This is a genomic window from Actinospineispora eucalypti (assembly GCF_039543365.1).
GTDB lineage: Bacteria > Actinomycetota > Actinomycetes > Mycobacteriales > Pseudonocardiaceae > Pseudonocardia > Pseudonocardia eucalypti.
The window spans coordinates 72,325-90,786 of record NZ_BAABJP010000030.1; the positions used below are offsets into that span (position 1 = coordinate 72,325).

Annotated in this window: 20 protein-coding genes; 10 read left to right on the plus strand and 10 right to left on the minus strand. The window is 72.9% G+C overall.

The window, feature by feature from the left end; genetic code table 11:
• Positions 1-73: 73 nt before the first annotated feature.
• The gene (locus ABEB12_RS25310; RefSeq protein WP_345703135.1) at positions 74-1,423 is read left to right on the plus strand and encodes a hypothetical protein; all 1,350 of its coding nucleotides are present in this window, start codon (positions 74-76) and stop codon (positions 1,421-1,423) included.
• Between the two features lie 8 nt (positions 1,424-1,431).
• Positions 1,432-2,508, plus strand: a complete 1,077-nt coding sequence (locus tag ABEB12_RS25315) for an NAD-dependent epimerase/dehydratase family protein (protein ID WP_185062270.1) — start codon at positions 1,432-1,434, stop codon at positions 2,506-2,508.
• Here the strand turns inward: ABEB12_RS25315 and ABEB12_RS25320 are convergent, their stop codons facing one another.
• The 5 genes from ABEB12_RS25320 to ABEB12_RS25340 form a co-directional block, all read right to left on the minus strand.
• The gene (locus ABEB12_RS25320; protein ID WP_185062271.1) at positions 2,509-2,754 is read right to left on the minus strand and encodes a hypothetical protein; all 246 of its coding nucleotides are present in this window, start codon (positions 2,752-2,754) and stop codon (positions 2,509-2,511) included.
• A gap of 554 nt (positions 2,755-3,308) precedes the next feature.
• The gene (locus ABEB12_RS25325; RefSeq protein ID WP_185062272.1) at positions 3,309-3,650 is read right to left on the minus strand and encodes a hypothetical protein; all 342 of its coding nucleotides are present in this window, start codon (positions 3,648-3,650) and stop codon (positions 3,309-3,311) included.
• Positions 3,651-4,916, minus strand: coding sequence for a molybdopterin-dependent oxidoreductase (locus ABEB12_RS25330; protein WP_345703136.1), 1,266 nt, complete (start codon positions 4,914-4,916; stop codon positions 3,651-3,653).
• 72 nt (positions 4,917-4,988) lie between these two features.
• Complete coding sequence (locus ABEB12_RS25335; RefSeq protein WP_185062273.1) at positions 4,989-6,020, minus strand: ATP-binding protein; 1,032 nt, start codon at positions 6,018-6,020, stop codon at positions 4,989-4,991.
• Complete coding sequence (locus ABEB12_RS25340) at positions 6,017-6,745, minus strand: response regulator (protein WP_185062274.1); 729 nt, start codon at positions 6,743-6,745, stop codon at positions 6,017-6,019. The genes ABEB12_RS25335 and ABEB12_RS25340 overlap by 4 nt, the downstream gene beginning before the upstream one ends.
• Positions 6,746-6,847: 102 nt before the next feature.
• Here ABEB12_RS25340 and ABEB12_RS25345 point away from each other — a divergent pair, with 102 nt between their 5' ends.
• From ABEB12_RS25345 to ABEB12_RS25375, 7 genes are all read left to right on the plus strand, one after another.
• Entirely contained in the window at positions 6,848-7,507 is a 660-nt protein-coding gene (locus ABEB12_RS25345; RefSeq protein ID WP_185062275.1) for a glycosyltransferase, read from the plus strand.
• The gene (locus ABEB12_RS25350) at positions 7,504-8,400 is read left to right on the plus strand and encodes a TIGR04282 family arsenosugar biosynthesis glycosyltransferase (RefSeq protein WP_425572273.1); all 897 of its coding nucleotides are present in this window, start codon (positions 7,504-7,506) and stop codon (positions 8,398-8,400) included. Before ABEB12_RS25345 ends, ABEB12_RS25350 begins: the two co-directional genes overlap by 4 nt.
• Before the next feature lie 167 nt (positions 8,401-8,567).
• Positions 8,568-9,125, plus strand: a complete 558-nt coding sequence (locus tag ABEB12_RS25355) for a methyltransferase domain-containing protein (protein WP_185062276.1) — start codon at positions 8,568-8,570, stop codon at positions 9,123-9,125.
• Positions 9,126-9,230: 105 nt separating this feature from the next.
• Positions 9,231-10,433 (plus strand): helix-turn-helix domain-containing protein, encoded by a 1,203-nt coding sequence (locus tag ABEB12_RS25360; RefSeq protein WP_185062277.1) that lies wholly within the window; start codon positions 9,231-9,233, stop codon positions 10,431-10,433.
• Positions 10,434-10,497: 64 nt separating this feature from the next.
• Positions 10,498-11,556 (plus strand): pyruvate dehydrogenase (acetyl-transferring) E1 component subunit alpha, encoded by a 1,059-nt coding sequence (gene pdhA, locus ABEB12_RS25365; RefSeq protein ID WP_345703137.1) that lies wholly within the window; start codon positions 10,498-10,500, stop codon positions 11,554-11,556.
• A gap of 8 nt (positions 11,557-11,564) precedes the next feature.
• Complete coding sequence (locus ABEB12_RS25370; protein WP_185062278.1) at positions 11,565-12,557, plus strand: pyruvate dehydrogenase complex E1 component subunit beta; 993 nt, start codon at positions 11,565-11,567, stop codon at positions 12,555-12,557.
• Between the two features lie 20 nt (positions 12,558-12,577).
• Positions 12,578-13,939 (plus strand): 2-oxo acid dehydrogenase subunit E2, encoded by a 1,362-nt coding sequence (locus ABEB12_RS25375; RefSeq protein ID WP_185062279.1) that lies wholly within the window; start codon positions 12,578-12,580, stop codon positions 13,937-13,939.
• Between the two features lie 214 nt (positions 13,940-14,153).
• On the opposite strand, the gene ABEB12_RS25380 is transcribed toward ABEB12_RS25375, so the two are convergent.
• Together ABEB12_RS25380 and map are read right to left on the minus strand one after the other, a co-directional pair.
• The gene (locus tag ABEB12_RS25380) at positions 14,154-14,375 is read right to left on the minus strand and encodes a hypothetical protein (RefSeq protein WP_185062280.1); all 222 of its coding nucleotides are present in this window, start codon (positions 14,373-14,375) and stop codon (positions 14,154-14,156) included.
• Between the two features lie 452 nt (positions 14,376-14,827).
• Complete coding sequence (gene map, locus ABEB12_RS25385; RefSeq protein WP_185062281.1) at positions 14,828-15,604, minus strand: type I methionyl aminopeptidase; 777 nt, start codon at positions 15,602-15,604, stop codon at positions 14,828-14,830.
• Positions 15,605-15,686: 82 nt separating this feature from the next.
• Here map and ABEB12_RS25390 point away from each other — a divergent pair, with 82 nt between their 5' ends.
• Positions 15,687-15,953: a helix-turn-helix domain-containing protein gene (locus tag ABEB12_RS25390; RefSeq protein WP_185062282.1), complete on the plus strand. Its 267-nt coding sequence runs from the start codon at positions 15,687-15,689 to the stop codon at positions 15,951-15,953.
• Positions 15,954-15,957: 4 nt separating this feature from the next.
• Here ABEB12_RS25390 and ABEB12_RS25395 read toward each other — a convergent pair whose 3' ends face one another.
• Genes ABEB12_RS25395 through ABEB12_RS25405 form a run of 3 tightly spaced genes read right to left on the minus strand, consistent with a single transcriptional unit; the run spans position 15,958 to position 18,396 of the window.
• A complete protein-coding gene (locus ABEB12_RS25395) occupies positions 15,958-16,794 on the minus strand; it encodes an enoyl-CoA hydratase (RefSeq protein ID WP_185062283.1) in 837 nt (278 codons plus the stop codon).
• 17 nt (positions 16,795-16,811) lie between these two features.
• Positions 16,812-17,654, minus strand: coding sequence for a LysR substrate-binding domain-containing protein (locus tag ABEB12_RS25400; protein WP_185062284.1), 843 nt, complete (start codon positions 17,652-17,654; stop codon positions 16,812-16,814).
• Positions 17,655-17,700: 46 nt separating this feature from the next.
• Positions 17,701-18,396 (minus strand): CTP synthase C-terminal region-related (seleno)protein, encoded by a 696-nt coding sequence (locus ABEB12_RS25405; RefSeq protein ID WP_185062285.1) that lies wholly within the window; start codon positions 18,394-18,396, stop codon positions 17,701-17,703.
• Positions 18,397-18,462: the final 66 nt, after the last annotated feature.

An 18,462-nucleotide genomic window follows, 5' to 3' on the forward strand; every position in this document is an offset into this window, starting at 1 on the left:
AAAAGTCCCGGGCGCCCGGCCGTCACAGATCGGTAAGGGTCGCCGCGGGGGGTCCGGGCCTAGCGTGTCCAGGGTGTTGATCTCGACGCGGACCCGGGCGGGCCGGCGGGTGCCCCGCCCGGACGCGGCGGTGATTGCCGGCTGCGTCGCGCTGGTCGTGGCGGCCGCCGTGGTGGGGCGGGCGCTGCTGGCCGGCGGGGTGAACATCCTGCTGGGCTTCCCGCCGCTGAACGCGGAGTGGCTGCCGCACGTCGGCGTGGGCACCCCGATGGCGCTGGTGGTAGCGGCAACCGTGGCCGCATACGGGCCCGCGCTGGCCGACCGGCTGGCCTGGCGCCGGCTGCTGGCCGCCGGGTACGCCGCGTCCTTGGCCTGGACCGCCTCGCTGGCCTTGGTCGACGGCTGGCGGCGGGGCATCGCGGACCGGCTGACCAGCAGGGACGAGTACCTGCACGACGTGCCGAGGGCCGGCCCGCTGGACACCTTCTTGCGCACCTTCGCCGACCACATCCTGACCAGCCAGGTCGACCCCCGGCAGACCGAGTTCTGGACCACCCACGTCGGCGCACACCCGCCGGGCGCCTTCGGGCTGTTCGTGCTGCTGGACCGCGCCGGCCTGGGTGGCGGGCCGGCGGCCGGGGTGCTGGTGATCGTGGTGGGTGCCTCGGCGGCCGTGGCGGTGGCCGTGGCGGTGCGGGCGCTGTGCGGCGAGGCGCTGGCCCGGCGGGTGCTGCCGTTCGCGGTTCTCCTGCCGGGCGCGGTGTGGGTCGGCGTGTCCGCCGACGGGTTGTTCGCCGCCGTCCTGGCCTGGGGGGTGGCCCTGTTCGCGGTCGGCGCCACCCGGCCGGGGCCGGGCGGTGACCTGGCCGCACTGGCCGGCGGGGTCTTGTGCGGCGCCTGCCTGTACCTGTCCTACGGCCTGGTGCTCGGGTTGCCGCTGCCGCTGGCGGTGCTGGTGCTGACCCGGCGGCTCCGGGCCGCCGCGCTGGCCGGCGCGGGGTTGCTGCTGGTGGTGGTGGCGTTCACCGCCGGCGGCTTCTGGTGGTTCACCGGTTTCGAGCGGGTCCGGGTCATCTATGAGGCCAGCGCCGCCGCCACCCGGCCGTACGCCTACTTCGTGTGGGCCAACCTGGCCGCGCTGCTGTTCGCCGTCGGCCCGGCGGTGGCGGTGGGCGTCCGGCGGGCGATCGCCGCGCCCCGCGCGCTGCCGCCGGCGGCGCTCGCGCTGGCCGGGGCCGCCCTGGCGGCGGTGCTGCTGGCCGACCTCTCGGGGTTGAGCAAGGCCGAGGTGGAGCGGATCTGGCTGCCGTTCGCGGTGTGGCTGGTAGTGCCCTGCGCGCTGCTCGGCCGGCGCGCCCGGTGGCTGGCCGCGCAAGCCGGGTTGGCGCTCTGCGTCAACCACCTCCTGTTGACGGTTTGGTGAGGGACGAGATGCGAGTTCTGATCACGGGCGGCGCGGGCTTCATCGGCTCGCACATCGCGGACCGGCTGGCCGGGCGGGGCGACGAGCTGGTCCTGCTGGACGCCCTGCTCCCCCAGGCCCACGGTCACGCCGGCGCGCCGGCCTGGACGCGGGACCACCGGGTGGTGGTCGGCGACGTCCGGGACGCCGGCCTGCTGCGCCAGCTGTTGACCGGCGTGGACGCGGTGTGTCACCAGGCGGCGATGGTCGGGCACGGGGTGGACCCCTCGGACGCCCCGGACTACGCCAGCCACAACGACTACGGCACCGCGGTACTGCTCGCCGCGATGCACGCGGCCGGGGTGCGACGGCTGGTGCTCGCCGGTTCGATGGTGGTCTACGGCGAGGGCCGGTACGAGTGCCCGTCGCACGGTGTGGTCCGGGCCGGGGCCCGCCGGGCGGAAGACCTGGCGGCGGGCCGGTTCGAGCCACCGTGCCCGTCCTGCGGAAGACCGCTGCGGCCCGGCCTGGTCACCGAGGACGCCCCCACCGACCCGCGCAGCAGCTACGCCGCCAGCAAGCTGGCCCAGGAGCACCTGGCGGCGGCGTGGGCGCGGCAGACCGGCGGCTCGGTGTGGTCGTTGCGCTACCACAACGTGTACGGCCCCCGGATGCCCCGGGACACCCCGTACGCCGGCGTGGCTTCCCTGTTCCGCTCCGCGCTGGCCCGCGGGGAGGCGCCTACCGTGCTGGAGGACGGCGCCCAGCGGCGGGACTTCGTGCACGTCACCGACGTCGCCGAGGCCAACGCGCTGGCCCTGCGCGCCGACCCGGGCGCCGGGCGGCTGGTGGCGCTGAACGTCTGCTCGGGCGAGCCGCACACGGTGGGCGAGCTGGCGACGACGCTGGCCGAGGCGATGGGTGGCCCGGAGCCGGTGGTGGTCGGCGGCGCCCGTCCCGGCGACGTCCGGCACGTGGTGGCCTCCCCGGCGAAGGCGCGCGCGGTGCTCGGCTTCCACGCCAGCACCTCGTTCCGCGACGGGGTCACCGCCTTCGCCACCGACGAACTCCGCGAGCCGGCCGCAGGCGCGGCGCCGAGACTCTGATCAGCGACTGGCGACCAAGATTCCGACAACAATTGCCGCGAACAACACCCAGGCGCCAACGCTTGCTTTCTCGGCACCACCGGGCTTGCCCGTCTTCGGGTTTTTCCCGCCAACCCGGCGGAAGAAGAAGGACAGCAGCACATATCCGGCGCCGAGCAGAAAGGCCAGAGCCAGGAACCCGCCCGCGCCATCGCGCTGGTCGCCGGCGGCAAGGACCAGCGCAAACGACATCGATACCATCGGCATCCACGCTTCCGTATAAGACTTGAGACTTCTCAACGGGAGGCGGACATTAGCGAATTTCCAAATTCGAAGTGTTAATTTCGTTACAGATGCGAAGATCGTAACAAATGAGAAAGTGAGATCACTCGGTCCGGTTAGTCTGGGGCTTGATCGCCGCCTGCGGCGGTTCAGCGTCGATTTTGAGACTATTGCCAAATGGCGGGACTAGTTGACCGATTCCACGACCCGGACACCTGGTCACCCAGGTAATCCGCGTTCACCGGCCGGCCGCACGCCGAGTTCATCGCCAGAGACCTTTTCCCAAGATCGAACGTCTCTCAGGTAGAACTCGGCGCGGTCCTCACTCCCGGCGCAAGCCACGGAACAGCCCCGGACGCCTCGACAGCCTCCGCACACATCCCACGCATCACATTCACCCCAACAGTCACGACAAGTGAGTCCCGATTAGCCGCCGTTGCGTATCTCCACGCAGAGCTAGGGACAGCACACCCGCGGCTCTCCGCGCCACGACAGTCAAGGAACCGATCACCCAGTTGTCGCTAGTGACTGCCGGGGCGTCATGGGTCCCGTGGCGGAGGTGACGGTTTTGTCCGGACTCGGCGTACCAGGTAGACCAGGCCGGACAGCGCGAAGAACGCCGCGCACAGCAACAGCCAGCGCGCGAGGTAGGGCTGCTGGTCCAGCCCGGTGGCGGCCAGGTGGCTCGGGCCGCCCTGGCGAATGATGCCGGGTAGGAACAGCAGCAGCGTCAGCCCGGACGCCAGCAGCGGCACCCGCAGGTAGTTGACCACCGGCGATCGCGCGAGCAACCGGTCCGCCCCGGCGTACAGCGGGAACAGCATCAGGTCGTGCGCCACGATCGCGGCGGCGAACCAGATCAGCATGCCGAGCGTGATCACCTAAGCCACCGCCCTGAACTCGATCGAACCGACCCACTTGGTGCAGTGCACGCCGGGTAGCGCGGGCACGATCACCCGCGCCGGGAACCCGTGATCCAGGGTCAGTGGCGCACCGTTCACCTCGGTAGCCAGCAGCGCGTCGGGGTCCAGCACCTGGTCGGCGGTCAGCCAGGCCGAGGAGAACGGCCCGCCGCGTTCCATCGAGCGCACCAGCGCGGCGACCGGTGCGGCCACTCCGGCTCGGGCGGCGAGGTCGGCCAGCCGGACCCCGGTCCAGGTCTGGGTGCTGGACCAGCCTTCCACGCAGGCGATGGGCAGCTCGGCGGTGTGGCGGGGAAGCCCGGCCAGCGCCGCGTCCAGCGTGACCGGGGACGGCCCGCCGGTCAGTGTGAGCCGCCAGTTGCCCAGGTCGGCCCGGATGATCCCGGCGGCGACGGCGGTCCGGTTGACCGGGAAGTCCCCCGGCGCGGGTACCCGGCCCCGGGGCAACAGCACCGCCAGCGGGCGCAACGCGTCCACGGTCTGGCCCACGGTCAGGCCGGCGACCAGCAGCGATCCCCCGCCGATCAACGCCAGCAGCCCACGCCGGGACATCGTGGGCGGCGTGGGCGCGGCGGCCACCAGGCCGTCCGGCGAGTCGGGCGTCTCGGGCCGCGTCCGGGCCAACGGCGTGCGCAGTTCCGCACGCAGCGAACGGGACCGGAGCCCGCGCACCATCGCCGGCAGCTTCACCGCCAGGTGAGCCAGCAGGCCGAAGATGAACACCCAGGCACCCCAGTAGTGCGCGGTGTAGAAGTCGAAACCGAACACGTAGTCGTACTGGATGTTCAGCACCCCGGTGACGATCTCGAACAGCGCGCCGCCGACCAGCGGGACCAGCGTCAGCCGCTCCACCGCGTGCCCCACCGAGCGCACCGGCGGCCAGGCGAACAGCCGAGGCACCACCGACCACAGCTTGGCCAGGACCACCGGGATGAGTACCAGCCCGAGGCCGACGTGCAGCCCCTGGGGGAGCCGGAACAACCAGGACGGCCGGGTCGGCCAGTCGAACAGCGGCAGGTGGAACGGCCCGACCGCCAACGGGAACGCCTGGCCGAACGCCGGCCCGTAGGCGACGTAGTCCAACAGCCCGGTGATCGCCACCAGCGGCAGGCCGGCCAGCAGCACCGCGCCGAGCACCGAGGTCAGCCACGGGCCGCGCAACGGGCTGCGCCACATGCTCCGGGTGCGCTCCGCCGCGAGCCGGTTCAGCTCGTCGAGTTTCACGCAGCCGAAGCTAGAGCGTTGATCAGCTCTCGGGCGTCGTTCCGGCGGTTCCGTAAGCCTCCGGTAAGAGCCTCAGTCCCGGACGGCCAACGGCAGCCGTACCTCGAACCGGCAGCCGGGGCCGTGGTTCGCCGCCTCGATCCGGCCGTCGTGCGCCTCGACCAGGCCACGGGCGATGGCCAGGCCCAGCCCGGCACCGGTGTCCGCCTCGTCGGCCGGGCTGCGCGCCACGTTCCCCCGGAACGCCACGTCGAACACCCGGGACAGATCAGCGGGCGGGATGCCGCCACAGCCGTCCTGCACGTGCAGCCAGGCCTGGCCGTCCGCCACCCCGGCGGCGAGCACCACCGAACCGTCCGGCGGGGTGTGCCGGACCGCGTTGGACAACAGGTTGCGCACCACCCGGGCCAGCTCGGGGTCGCTGCCCCGGACCACCGGCCAGCTGGTGTCCGGGTCGGCCACCAACCGCACGCCCTTGCGCGACGCGTGCGCCAGCTCGCCGGCCACCGCCTCGGAGACCACCTCGCCCAGCGGCACCGCGTCCAGGGTCAGCCGCAGCGCGCCGGAGGTGATGCGGGACAGCTGGAACAGGTCGTCCACCATGCCGGCCAGCCGCTCGGTCTCCTTGCCGATCCGCTGGGCGTACTCGGCGGTCTCGGCCGGCTCGTGTACCACCCCGTCGGCCAGCGCCTCGGACATCGCGCGGATGCCGGCCAGCGGGGTACGCAGGTCGTGGCTGATCCAGGTGACCAGCTCGCGGCGGGCCAGCTCGGCCGCCCGCTCCCGCGCCCTGGCCTCCCGTTCCCACACGCTGTCGCGGGCCAGGCCCCGGCCCAGCAGCAGCCCGGCCGGCACCGACACGGCCGCCACCACCAGGCACACCGCGATGATCTCGTTCAGCATCGGGTTGAGCATGAAGCCGCTCACCGCCAGCACACCGACCAGCGCGGCCAGCACCGGGATGAGCACCAGCACGGTGACCGCGGCGGTGATCGAACGGCGGCGCATGAGGTGCAGCAGCACCGCGCCGCCCAGCGCCACCGGCAGGGTGAACGCCAACGCCAGCCAGCCCACGTGGGCCAGCTCGGTGAGAACCCCGATCATCCCGTTCCACCGAGGTCGTAGCGGTAGCCGACGCCCCAGACGGTACTGATCCGGCGCGGCGCGGTCGGGTCCGGCTCCACCTTCTCCCGCAGCCGCCGCACGTGCACGGTGACCGTGGACTGGTCCCCGAAGCTCCAGCCCCACACCCGTTCCAGCAGCTCCGGGCGGCCGAAGGCCCGGCCCGGGTTGTGCATCAGGAAGGCCAGCAGATCGAACTCGCGGGTGGTCAACGCCAGCTCCCGGCCGGCCAGCGTGGCCCGCCGGGCCGACTCGTCCACGGCCAGGTCGCCGTCGGTGAGGGCGGGCGCACCGACCGGTGGGCGGGCCGCGTCCCGCGAGCGGCGCAACACCGAACCCACCCGCAGCACCAGCTCACGCGGGCTGAACGGCTTGGTCACGTAGTCGTCCGCTCCCAGTTCCAGGCCGGTCACCCGGTCCTCCTCCTCACCGAGCGCGGTCAGCATGATCACCGGGGTGTCCGCGTTGGCCGCCCGCAGCTCGGTGCACACCTCCAGGCCGGAACGACCCGGCAGCATCAGGTCCAGCACCACCAGGTCCGGTGGGCGCGCCGCCGCGGCCCGCAGCCCGTGTTCCCCGTCCGGGCTGGCCGAGACCTGGTAACCCGCGCGGCTGAGGTAGCGGCCGACCACGTCCCGCACGGTCGGGTCGTCGTCGATCACCAGGATGTGCCCGGCGGCGGCGCTGCTCGTGGAGCCGTTGACCATGCTGCACGGTACGACGACCCGAGGCCGCGCGGCGCGGACGTCACGAATCCGTAAGCAGGCGAACCGGCCTCCCGGCGCCCTCACCTCCCTACGCTGCGAAACATGATCACCAGCGTGGATGTGGTGCTGCCCTGCCTGGACGAGGCCGAGGCACTGCCCGGGGTGCTGGGCCGGCTGCCGGCCGGCTACCGGGCGATCGTGGTGGACAACGGCAGCACCGACGACACCGCCTCGGTCGCGGCCGCCGCGGGCGCCCGTGTGGTTGCCGAACCGAAGCGTGGCTATGGCGCCGCCGTGCACGCCGGTCTGCTCGCGGCCACCGCCGATGTGGTCTGCGTGCTGGACGCGGACGGCTCGCTCGCCCCCGAGGCACTGCCCGGGCTGGTCGCCTCCGTCGCCGGCGGGGCGGATCTGGCCGTGGGCCGGCGGGTCCCGGCCGGCCGGGGGGCCTGGCCGTGGCACGCCCGCGGGGGCAACCTGCTGATCGCCGCGCTGCTGCGCCGTCGCGGCATCCCGGTGCGCGACATCGGCCCGGTGCGCGCGGCCCGCCGTGACTCCCTGCTCGCCCTCGGTGTGCGGGACCGGACCTACGGCTACCCGCTGGAGCTGTTGCTGCGCGCCGGGGCGGCCGGTTGGCGGATCCACGAGACGGACGTGGCGTACTCGCCGAGGACCGGCGGCCGCTCGAAGGTGTCCGGATCGGTGCGCGGCACCGTGCGGGCGGCCTGGGCGATGAGCTCGGTGCTGGCCGGTGCGCGGTGAGGTTTCCGACGATCGGCCCGGACGCCGGGCTGCTGGTGCTGGCCAAGGCGCCGGTGGCCGGGCTGGCCAAGACCCGGCTGTGCCCTCCGGCGACGCCGGTCGAGGCGGCCCGGATCGCGGCGGCCGCGCTGCTGGACACGCTGGACGCGGTGCGCGCCGTACCGGGCGCGGTCGACCTGGTCGCCTGGACCGGCCGGCTGGCCCAAGCCGAACGACGCACCGAGCTGCGCATCGCACTGGCCGGCCGGCCGCCCGAACCGGCGGGTTCTCCGATGCGCGATCGGCTGGCCCGCCCGACGAGCGACCCGACAAACGACCCGGCGGACGACCCGCTGGCCCGCGACGCACCTGTTCCCGACGCATTGGCCCGCGACGCACCTGTCCGCGACGCACTGGCCCGCGATGCGCTTGCCCGCCCGAGGTGGTTCGCCCAGCGCGGTGACCGGCTCGGCGACCGGATCGCTGCCGCGCACGCCGACGCCGCCGACCGCCTGCCCGGCCGGCCGGTGCTGCAGATCGGTATGGACACCCCGCAGCTGCGCCCCGGAGACCTGACCGAGGCACTGGCCCCGCTACGCGCCCCGGACGGACCGGACGCGGTACTCGGCCCGGCCAGCGACGGCGGCTGGTGGGCGCTGGGCCTGCGCGATCCCCGGGCGGCCGTGCTGATCGCGGATGTACCGACATCCCGGGCGGACACCGGCGAGCGCACCCTTCACGTGCTGCGCGCCGCCGGCCTCCGCACGTGGCTGCTGCCCGAACACCGCGACGTCGACACCGCCGACGACGCCCTCGCCGTCGCATCGGCGATCACCAACGCCAACACCCCCGGCCGCTTCGCCCCCGCGGTAGCCGAACTCCTCACCCGCCGCCCCGTCCGGGCGGGCCGGTGACCCGCTCACACACACGGTTTGGCGCCCACACACCAGCGGCGGTCCGTGTGCCGGCGCCGGTCGGTGTGTGCGAGCCGCCGGGAGGTGAGCCGCCCGGCGGAGGTGACGCCTTTGGGTGTGCGCTCGGCGGCGGCTGGTGGTGGTTGGAGCGGAGGGGGGTTGGGGTGGTGCGGCTGGACAGCCGGCGGTGGCGGAAACGGGCGGGGCGGTCGGACCGGTGGCTGTTGGACGGGTGCCTGGGGCCGACCGTTGATCTGGGGTGCGGGCCGGGACGCCTGGTGGCCGCGCTGATCGAACGGGGAGTGCCGGCGCTGGGGGTGGACAGTTCTCCGGTCGCGGTCCGGTTGTGCGCGGCGCGCGGGGCGGTGGCGCTCCGGCGGGACCTCTTCTCGCGCATCCCCGGGGAGGGCCGCTGGCACCACGCCCTGCTGGCCGACGGCAACATCGGCATCGGCGGTGACCCGGTCGGGCTGCTCCACCGGGTACGGCGGCTGCTGCACCCGCGCGGGTCGGTGCTGGTGGAACTGGGCGCCGAGCCCGGGCTGTGGCGGGGGCCGGCCCGCCTGGTCGGCCGGCACGGCCCGGTCGGCGGATGGTTCCCCTGGGCATCGGTCGGCCCGGACGCCGTCGCCGGGGTCGCCTCGGCGGCCGGCCTGCGCCTCGCCGAGGTACGGCGCGCCCGTCCCGGCCGGCGGACCGTGGCCGAGCTGCGGGTGGTCGGTTAGGCGTGATGCGCACCGCCCGCCGCCTGGTCGCGGTGCCGAGTGCCCACGGACCGTGCGGTGAACGAGAGGCTTTCTCACAACGCCGGGCGACTAACCTGCATCGGCATGGAGGACACGGCTACCGCCGACCCCACGCGGGCGCTCGCCGCCGCCTGGCTGGACGACGTGCCGGAGCTGACCGACCGGCTGCTCGCGGCCATCTTCCGGGGCGGGCCGGAGTCGGCCGACTACCGCCCGGTGCCACCGGGCGAGCTGCGGGACGGCTGCCACCGATACCTGACCAGGGTGCTCCACCTGCTCACCGGCGACCAACCCGGGTCGGACACCGACGACGTGGCCGCCGAGATCGGCCGGCACCGCGCGGCGCAGGGCGTTCCGCTGGAGGCCATGCTGCGCACCTTCCGGCTGGGCGGCCGAGTGGTCTGGGAGGCGATGCTGGAGCGGGCGGTCCGCACTCCGCCGGAGGCCATCGGCCCCGCCGCCACGGCGATCTGGGCGGTGGTGGACGGGTTGTCCTCCGCGCTGGCCGCCGCCTACCGGAGCGCCCAGCTGGAGCAACTGCGCCGGGACGAGCAGCACCGCCACGCGCTGATCGAAGGGGTACTCGCCGACCGGGCCAGGGACGACGCGTTCGCCCAGCGGGTGGCCGAACAGCTGGACCTGCCGCGCGGAGGCGCCTACCTGGTGGTGGTCGCGGACGTCGGCGCGGACGGCGAGCCGACGCTGCGCGGGCCGCGCACCGCGCTGGCCTCCGTGCGGGTCGGCTCGGTGTGGCACCTGCGGGCGGACACCCTGATCGGCCTGATCCCGCTGGACAGCCACCGGCCGGGTTTCGTACTGGACCGGTTGCGTCCGCTCGCCCGCGGCCGGGCGGCTGCCGCCAGCACCGCGCACGGGCTGGCCGAGGTCGGGCTGGCGCACCGGCTCGCGCTGACGACATTGGGCACTCTGCCCAGCGGGACGGTCGCCCTGGTCCCGGTGGAGGACCGCTTCCCGCAGTGCCTGCTCGTCGGCTCCCCCGAGCTGCGCCGGCGGCTGGTCGCCTCCTGGCTCGACCCGCTGCTCGAGCTGCCGGCCAGGGAGCGGGAGATGCTGCTGCACACCCTGACCGCCTGGCTGGACGCCGGACGGTCGGCCGGGTTGGCGGCCGAACGACTGTACTGCCACCGCAACACGGTCCTCAACCGTCTGCACCGGGTGCAGTCCCTGCTCGGCCGCGACCTGGAGGGGCGGCAGGCGTTCGTGGAGCTCTCGCTGGCCCTGGACGCGATCGACCTGCCGGGCGAAATTGGGCAATCTGCCCAATGATGTGACCGCAGTCATGTGCACTCGCGCATGCCGGTGATCCCCGGGCCGGACGCAGACTGAGCGCGTGGCGAAGAGCGGCACGAAGAAGAGCCCGTACGCGACCGAGGACCCGGCGACGCTGCGCGGCTACTACCGGCAGATGGCGCTGATCCGGCGGTTCGAGGAACGCGCCGCGCAGGGCTACACCCAGGCCAAGATCGGTGGCTACTGCCACCTGAACCTGGGTGAGGAGGCCACCGTGGTCGGCCTGATGGCCGCGCTGCGGCCCACCGACTACCTGTTCACCAACTACCGGGAGCACGGCTACGCGATAGCCAAGGGCATCGCCCCCGGCCGGGTGATGGCCGAGCTCTACGGCCGCACCACCGGCACCTCCAAGGGCTGGGGCGGGTCCATGCACATGTTCGACACCGAGGCCCGGCTGCTCGGCGGGTACGGCATCGTCGGCGGGCAGGTACCGGTGGCCACCGGCGCCGCGCTGGCCATCGAGTACCGCGACGGGGACGACGTGGTGATGTGCCAGATGGGCGACGGGACCACCAACATCGGCGCCTTCCACGAGTCGCTCAACCTGGCCGCGCTGTGGCGCCTGCCCATCGTGTACGTGGTGGTGAACAACCACCTGGGCATGGGCACCACGGTGGAGCAGGCGGCCGCCGAGCCCGAGCTGTTCCGGCGCGCGGCGGCTTACCGGATGCACGGCGAGCGGGTGGACGGGAACGACGTGCTGGCCGTGCGGGACGCCGCCCGCCGGCTGGTCGAGCGGGCCCGGACCGAGCGGGAGCCGGCGCTGCTGGAGACGGTGAGCAGCCGGCTGCGCGGGCACTCCGTGGTGGACCCCGCCCGGTACCGGGCCTCCGAGGACGCGCAGAAGGCCAAGGACGCCGACCCGCTGCCCCGGATGCGGGCAGAGCTGCTGGCCGCCAAGGCCGCGGACGAGGCCGGCCTGGACGCCCTGGTCGCCGAGGCGCATACCGAGGCCGACGCCGCGGTGGCCTACGCCGACGACAGCCCGCACCCGGACGCCAAGACGTTGTTCGACTACACCTACGCCACCCCGGTCGCCGGCGAGACCCGCCGGCTGCCCGCCGAAGCCCTCTACGCCGAACCCGTTCACAGCTAGGAGCGCAGATGCCCCTCATGACTTACCGCGAGGCGCTGCGCGGCACCCTGCGCGAGGAGCTGCACCGCGACGAGAGCGTGTTCCTGATCGGCGAGGAGATCGGCACGTTCGAAGGCTCCTACAAGATCACCGCCGGCCTGCTCGACGAGTTCGGCCCGAAACGGGTCCGGGACACCCCCATCTCCGAGGAGGGCTTCGTGGGCGCGGCGATCGGTGCCGCGATGCTCGGCCTCCGCCCGGTGGTGGAGATCATGACGATCAACTTCTCGCTGATCGCGCTGGACCAGATCGTCAACCACGCGGCGAAGATCTACGGGATGTTCGGCGGGCAGACCAGCGTGCCGATGGTCATCCGCACCCCGGGCGGCGGGGGCCAGCAGCTGGGGGCCACCCACTCGCAGAACATCGAGCTCTACTACGCCTTCGTGCCCGGGCTGAAGGTGGTCGCGCCGAGCACCCCGGCCGACGCCCGGGCGTTGCTGCTGGCCGCCATCCGGGACGACGACCCGGTGCTGTTCCTGGAGAACCTGGCGCTCTACAACGCCAAGGGCGAGGTCCCGGACGACCTGGCGCCCGCCGAGATCGGCAAGGCCGCGGTAACCCGCCCCGGCACCGACATCACCCTGATCGGCTACTCCCGCATGGCGGCGGTGGCCGCCGACGCCGCCGCGCGGCTGGCCGAGGAAGGCATTTCCGCCGAGGTGATCGACCTGCGCAGCCTGCGCCCGCTGGACCGGGACACCCTGGTGAACTCCGTGCGCCGAACCGGGTGCGCGGTGGTCGCCGAGGACGACTGGCTCACCTACGGCATCGGCGCCGAGATCGCCGCGAGCATCTCCGACGGGGCGTTCGACTACCTGGACGCCCCGGTGCGCCGGGTGGCCGCCGCCGAGGTGCCGCTGCCCTACGCGAAGCCCCTGGAACAGGCCGCCCTGCCGTCCACCGAGTCCCTGCTCACCGCGGCTCGGGAAACCCTGGCCGCCGTCGGCCGCCGCCGCTGACCACCGCGAGGAAGCCCCCGATGTCCGAGATCACCATGCCCCGGCTGTCCGACACCATGGAGGACGGAGTGGTCGCCGGCTGGCTCAAACAGCCGGGCGACCGGGTGGCCACCGGCGACGCGCTGGCCGAGATCGAGACCGACAAGGCCATCATGGAGCTCGAGGCCTACGAGGACGGGGTGCTCGAGCGCATTCTCGTTCAGGCCGGCGACCGGGTCCCCATCGGCACCGCGATCGGCATCCTCGGCGACGGCACCGGCACCTCCCCCGAACCAACCCCCGCCCCGGCCATCCTCGACGAACCCGCCGGGCAAGCCGATTCGGCCCGCCCGGAGCCGGAGACCGCGCCGGTGGGGCCGGCCACCGGCGCCCCGGCCGACCCGCTGCCGGCGGCGCGGGACGAGGGTCCGCCGCGTGACCAGCGGTTCAAGGCCTCCCCGCTGGCCCGCCGGCTGGCCAAGGAGCGCGGCGTGGACCTGGCCTCCGTGCGGGGCACCGGCCCGGGCGGACGCATCACCCGGACCGACATCGACGCCGCCACCCCCACACCGACCACCCCCACACCGACCACCACCACACAGACCACCACCGCACCGCCGGCCGCCAGCGCCGGCGCGCCCAACGCGGCTACCACCCCGGGTGCACCCACCGCCGTCGCCGACTCGGCCACCCTCCCCACCGCACCGACTGCCGATGTGGACGAGATACCGCTGACCCGGGTGCAGCGGATCGCCGCGGCCCGACTGACCAAGGCCAAGCAGGACGCCCCCCACATCTACCTGACCAGTGCGGTCGACGTCACCGAGCTGCTCGCCCTGCGCAAGGACCTGAACGCGGCGGTCGCCGCCACGGGCGGCCCCAAGATCAGCGTGAACGACCTGGTGGTGAAGGCCACCGCGAACGCGCTGCGCGCCCGGCCCGAGGTGAACGTCTCGTTCGCCGGTGACGTGCTGCGCCGGCACCGGGGCGTGCACCTCGGCATCGCGGTGGCCACCCCGGCCGGGCTGATGGTGCCGGTCATCCACGACGCGGATCGCCGGACGATCTCCGAGATCGCGGCCGAGAGCCAGGCCAAGGCGGCGAAGGCGCGGGACGGCAAGCTGCGCCTGCCGGACGTGTCCGGCGGCACCTTCACCGTGTCCAACCTGGGCATGTTCGGCCTCGAACAGTTCACCGCCGTGATCAACCCACCGGAGGCGGCGATCCTCGCGGTCGGCGCGGCGACCGAGGAGTTCCGCCCGGTGGACGGCCAGCCGGTGCTCCGATCGATCCTCCGGCTCACCCTGTCCTGCGACCACCGGGCGATCGACGGCGCCGTCGGCGCCGCGTTCCTGCAGCACCTCACCCGGTTGCTGGAGCACCCGCTGCTTCTGCTCGCCTAAAGGCTCGAACTAGCGCGTGTTTCAAAATGCTGACCCGCCGGGTTTGAACGGAGTTGAAGGTCGCCTGGACGATACGGCAGGCAGTTCCACCGCGGCAGCGGCGCCGCCTCGTGTGTGCCCACACGGACGCCGGTAACCGGAGATCTCTTGATCATCAGGCAGCCGGGGTCGTTGTCGGCCACCACAATCACGCTGACTGTCTGATGATCACCGATCACCTGGTCACCACGACATCCGGGCCGCCGCGCACGGCAGGCCGTTGCCCAATCCTCAGGCAGCCGGTGCCCGCCTCATCCGCCACTGGCAACAGCGGACCGGGGCCAGACGATGAGTGATCGTCATTTCTGGCGGCAGAGCCGCGCCCGGCGACCTTGATCACTGCCCATGGCGGTACAACCGCGAAAATCGCGGCCACACCGCCCGAGACGACGATCATCCCACACCACCCCCGCCCAGCCACCACCCACAGCGTCAAAGACAGCGCAGGGCCGCCAGGGGCCCGTGGGTCCTGGTCGCGGAACGAACGAGAACCCGCCGGGCAGCACCGCGGCCGCGGCAAAGTTCCACGCTGCGGCTCGGGTGCCGCCCGGCACGTTCCCGTCGTCACCTACGTTTCAGGACTGCAACACCACGGGGTGTGAAACCAAGATCGAACCCCCACGATGTTCCCCTCGCGCAGCCAGGGTGACCGATGGGTCGACCTTGGCGGCCAGTCCATGATCAGCATGACATTGTGGTCGCGTCGGCCCGTCCAGAGCGGCCCTGGTGTCATGCTGACCATGCATTTCATGATCACCAGGCAGCGGCCGGGACGCCGGCGGCCGAACCGAACGCACGGGGCGACGCCTCCTTGGTGCCCCAATCCGGCAGGCCGACACTTCGAAACACCTAGTGCTCGACCGGAAATCGAGTGAGCACCAGGGGGCCGTCTTCGGTGATGGCGATCGTGTGCTCGGAGTGGGCGGTGCGGGAGCCGTCGGCCGAGCGGATCGTCCAGCCGTCGGGGTCGAAGACGATCCGGTCGGTGGTGCGGGCGAGCCAGGGCTCGAGCGCCAGGGTCATGCCCGCCCGGAGTTTGAGGCCCCGGCCGGCGCGGCCCCGGTTGGGGATATGGGGGTCCTCGTGCATCGTCCGCCCGAGACCGTGGCCGCCGAACTCCGTGTTGATCGGGTAGCCGTAGTCGGTGGCGACGGCCTCGATCGCCGCCGAGACATCGCCCAGCCGGTTGCCCGGGCGCGCGGCCTCAATACCGAGGGCGAGCGCTTCCTCGGTCGCCCGGAGCAGTCGCCGGTCCTCGTCGGCCGGCGTGCCCACGATGACGGTGCGGGCGGCGTCCGCCACCCAGCCGTCGATCCCGACCGCGAGGTCCATGCTGAGGATGTCCCCATCGCGCAGCGCGTAGTCGTGGGGCAGTCCGTGGAGCACCGCGTCGTTGACCGACAGGCAGGTGACGTTGCGGAACGGGCCGTTGCCGAACGACGGCGCGTAGTCCCAGTAGCAGGACCGCGCCCCGCGTTGGCGGATCCGGCCGCGGACGTGGTGTTCCAGGTCGAGGAGGTTGACGCCGACGTCGGCGAGTTCGCTCAGCTCGGACAGGATCTGGGCGACGAACCGCCCGGTGGTGTGCATCCGCTCGATCTCCGCCGGCGACTTCAACTCGATCATGCAGACCCTCACCCGTACGTTGGTATAATTATACCCAACGTAGCACTTGCGGGTATTAAAATACCACCCGTACCCTGGTGCCGTGGTCCGCAATCCGCTCACGCCCGAACAGATCGAGGCCGGCCGGCGTCTCGGGAGGCTGCTGCGTGAAGCGCGGGCCGACCGCGATCTCGGCGACGTGGCGCGGGCGGCCGGCATGTCGCCGGAGACGTTGCGCAAGATCGAGACCGGTCGGCTCCCGACCCCCGCCTTCGGCACGATCGTCTGCCTCAGCGAGGCACTGGACCTGCCGATTCAGGACCTGGCCGTCGTGTGGCGCAATGGCCCGCCACTCGAGGCGGCCTCGTAACCCCTCAGGAACGCTTGCTCAGGTTCCGGATCACCTCGGCGCCGCTGACGTCCACCAGGGAGCCGTAGCGCGCCAGGTTGTTCGCATGACCCAGGTTGTGCATGGCGAAGGCGGCGTCGATGCCCTGCTGCATGCCCTGCGCGTCCTGCGCCCGGTTCACGCTGGCCTTGGCCATGCGCAGCCCGAACGGCGGGCGCATGGCGATCGCGCCGGCCAGCTCCAGGGTCTCCGCCTCCAGCCGGTCGGCCGGCACCACCCGGTTGACCATGCCCAGCGACCGGGCCTCGGCCGCGCTCAGCGCCGCGCCGGTGAACAGCATCTCCTTGGCCTTGCGCGCGCCGACCTCGTGCACGTGGGCGAAGTATTCGACGCCGTTCACCCCGAAGGCCACCACCGGGTCGGAGAAGCTGGCGTCCTCGGCCGCCACCACCAGGTCCATCGGCCAGACCAGCATCAGGCCTCCGGCGATCACCCGGCCCTGCACCTGCGCGATGGTCGGCTTCGGGATCTCCCGCCAACGCCGGCAGAGCCCCAGGTAGGCCTCGCACTCGAAGGCGAAGTGACCCTCCACCCCCTCGGCGCCGAAGCCGCCCTGGATACCGGCCACCGGTGCGCCCGGGATGTGGAACCCGCCGCGCAGGTCGTGCCCGGAGGAGAAGTCCGGCCCGTCGGCGGCCAGCACGATGACCCGGGTGTCGTCGTCCGCCGCCGCGGACGCGAACGCCGCGTCCAGCTCGTACAGCAGCTCGGGGTTCTGCGCGTTGCGCTGCTCCGGGCGGGCCAGGTGGATCCGGGTGACCAGCTCGGCCGGCCGTTCCACCCGCACGTACTGATAGGACATCCCTCACCCCTTCGTGATCAACGCCCCGATGGTAAGCCCGACTCCGGTCGTACCACCCGCTGAACGACCGCGCGGAACGCGGTGACCAATGCCGATGGCTCGACGTCGGCCAGGCTCGCCAGCGACACCGAGCGCCGTTCCGCCGGCTCCAACGGCACCAGGCTCACGCCGGCCGCGACCGCCGGCACGGCCAGCTCGGGCACGATCGTCGCGCCGAGCCCGGCCGCCACCATGGCCAGGATGCTGTTCATGTCGCGCACCCGGTAGTGGCAGCGCAGCGCGACCCCGGCGCGCCGGGCCACCCCGGCGACCAGCGGTTCGCAGCCACCGGTGGACATGATGAACGGGTCGGCGGCCAGCTCGGCCAGCGCAACCGACTCGCGCCCGGCAACCCGATGGGCGGAGCTCACCACGGCGACCACCCGGTCACTGGTCAGCGGCGTGCCCACCAGGTCGGGCGCATCGCCGGCGACCGTCGCGACGTCCACCGCTCCGGTGCGCAGCCACTCCAGCACCTCGCCGTCCGACCCCTCCAGCACGGCCAGCCGGGCCTGCGGCTGTTCGGTGGTGAACTCGCGCAACACGGCCGGCACCACCCGCGCGTTCACACTCGGCACGACACCGAGGCGCAGCTCACCACCGAGCCGGTCGGCGCGCGCGGCATCCAGGTCGCCGGTGAGCCCGTCGAGCTGGTCGATGATCACAATGGCCCGTCTCACCGCGACCCGGCCGGCGTCGGTCAGCTCCACGCCCGCGCTGTGCCGCACCAGCAGCGCCACCCCCAGCTCCCGCTCCAGCGCGCGCAGCGCGTGGCTCACCGCGGACTGGGTGATACCCAGCTCCGCCGCCGCACCGGTCACACTCCCCGCCGGCCGACCGCCAACAGCACCCGCAGCTGGGTGAACGTCACGCGGCGGCCCGTAGCAGGGCGGTGACCAGCGGGTGCGGCAGCTCGGGGGTGGACCGGGCCTGCGGTACGAACAGGGTCGCCACGTAGAACGGGTGCTCCGGGATCTCCAACACCCGGGCCTCGCCGTCGTCGTCCTCACCGACCACCCGCAGCCCGGCCTCGTGCACCGCCTTCCGGTGCTCCGGGTTGAGCCCGAAGTTGCAGTAGTACCGTTCCGTGGCCCGTTCCGCGCCGTACCAGCCGGCCGTCCGGGAGTCGGCGGCGAAGCGCACCGGCATCGTCTTCCCGGCCAGCGAACAGGTCAGCTCCGACACGAAGAGTTCCGATCCGTACGGGTCGTACTCGGCGTGCCGGGCATCCACGAAACCCATCACGTTCCGGGCGTACTCGATGATCATGTGCTGGCAGCCACCGCAGGTGCCCAGCGTCGGAATGCCCCGCTCCCGGCCGTGACGCAGGGCGTCGACCGCCCCGGTCAGGCTGCGGTACGGGCTGCCGGGGGCACACCACAGCGCGTCCGCCGCGCGCACCGGGCCGAGGTCCTCCTCCAGCCCGCCGGTGGCCACCCACCCGATCTCCACCGCCACACCCAGCCAGGCGGCGCTGTGCCGCAGGGCCGCCTCGGTGTCCCGGTGCGGGGCGAAGCCAGGGTCGAAATCCCCGATGACCGCGATACGCAGGGAGCTGTTCATGCCGCCATTCTGTGCGCGGCCGGCCGGCCGATCCAATGAGCTTTCGGGAGGGGCATGAGCGAAAGC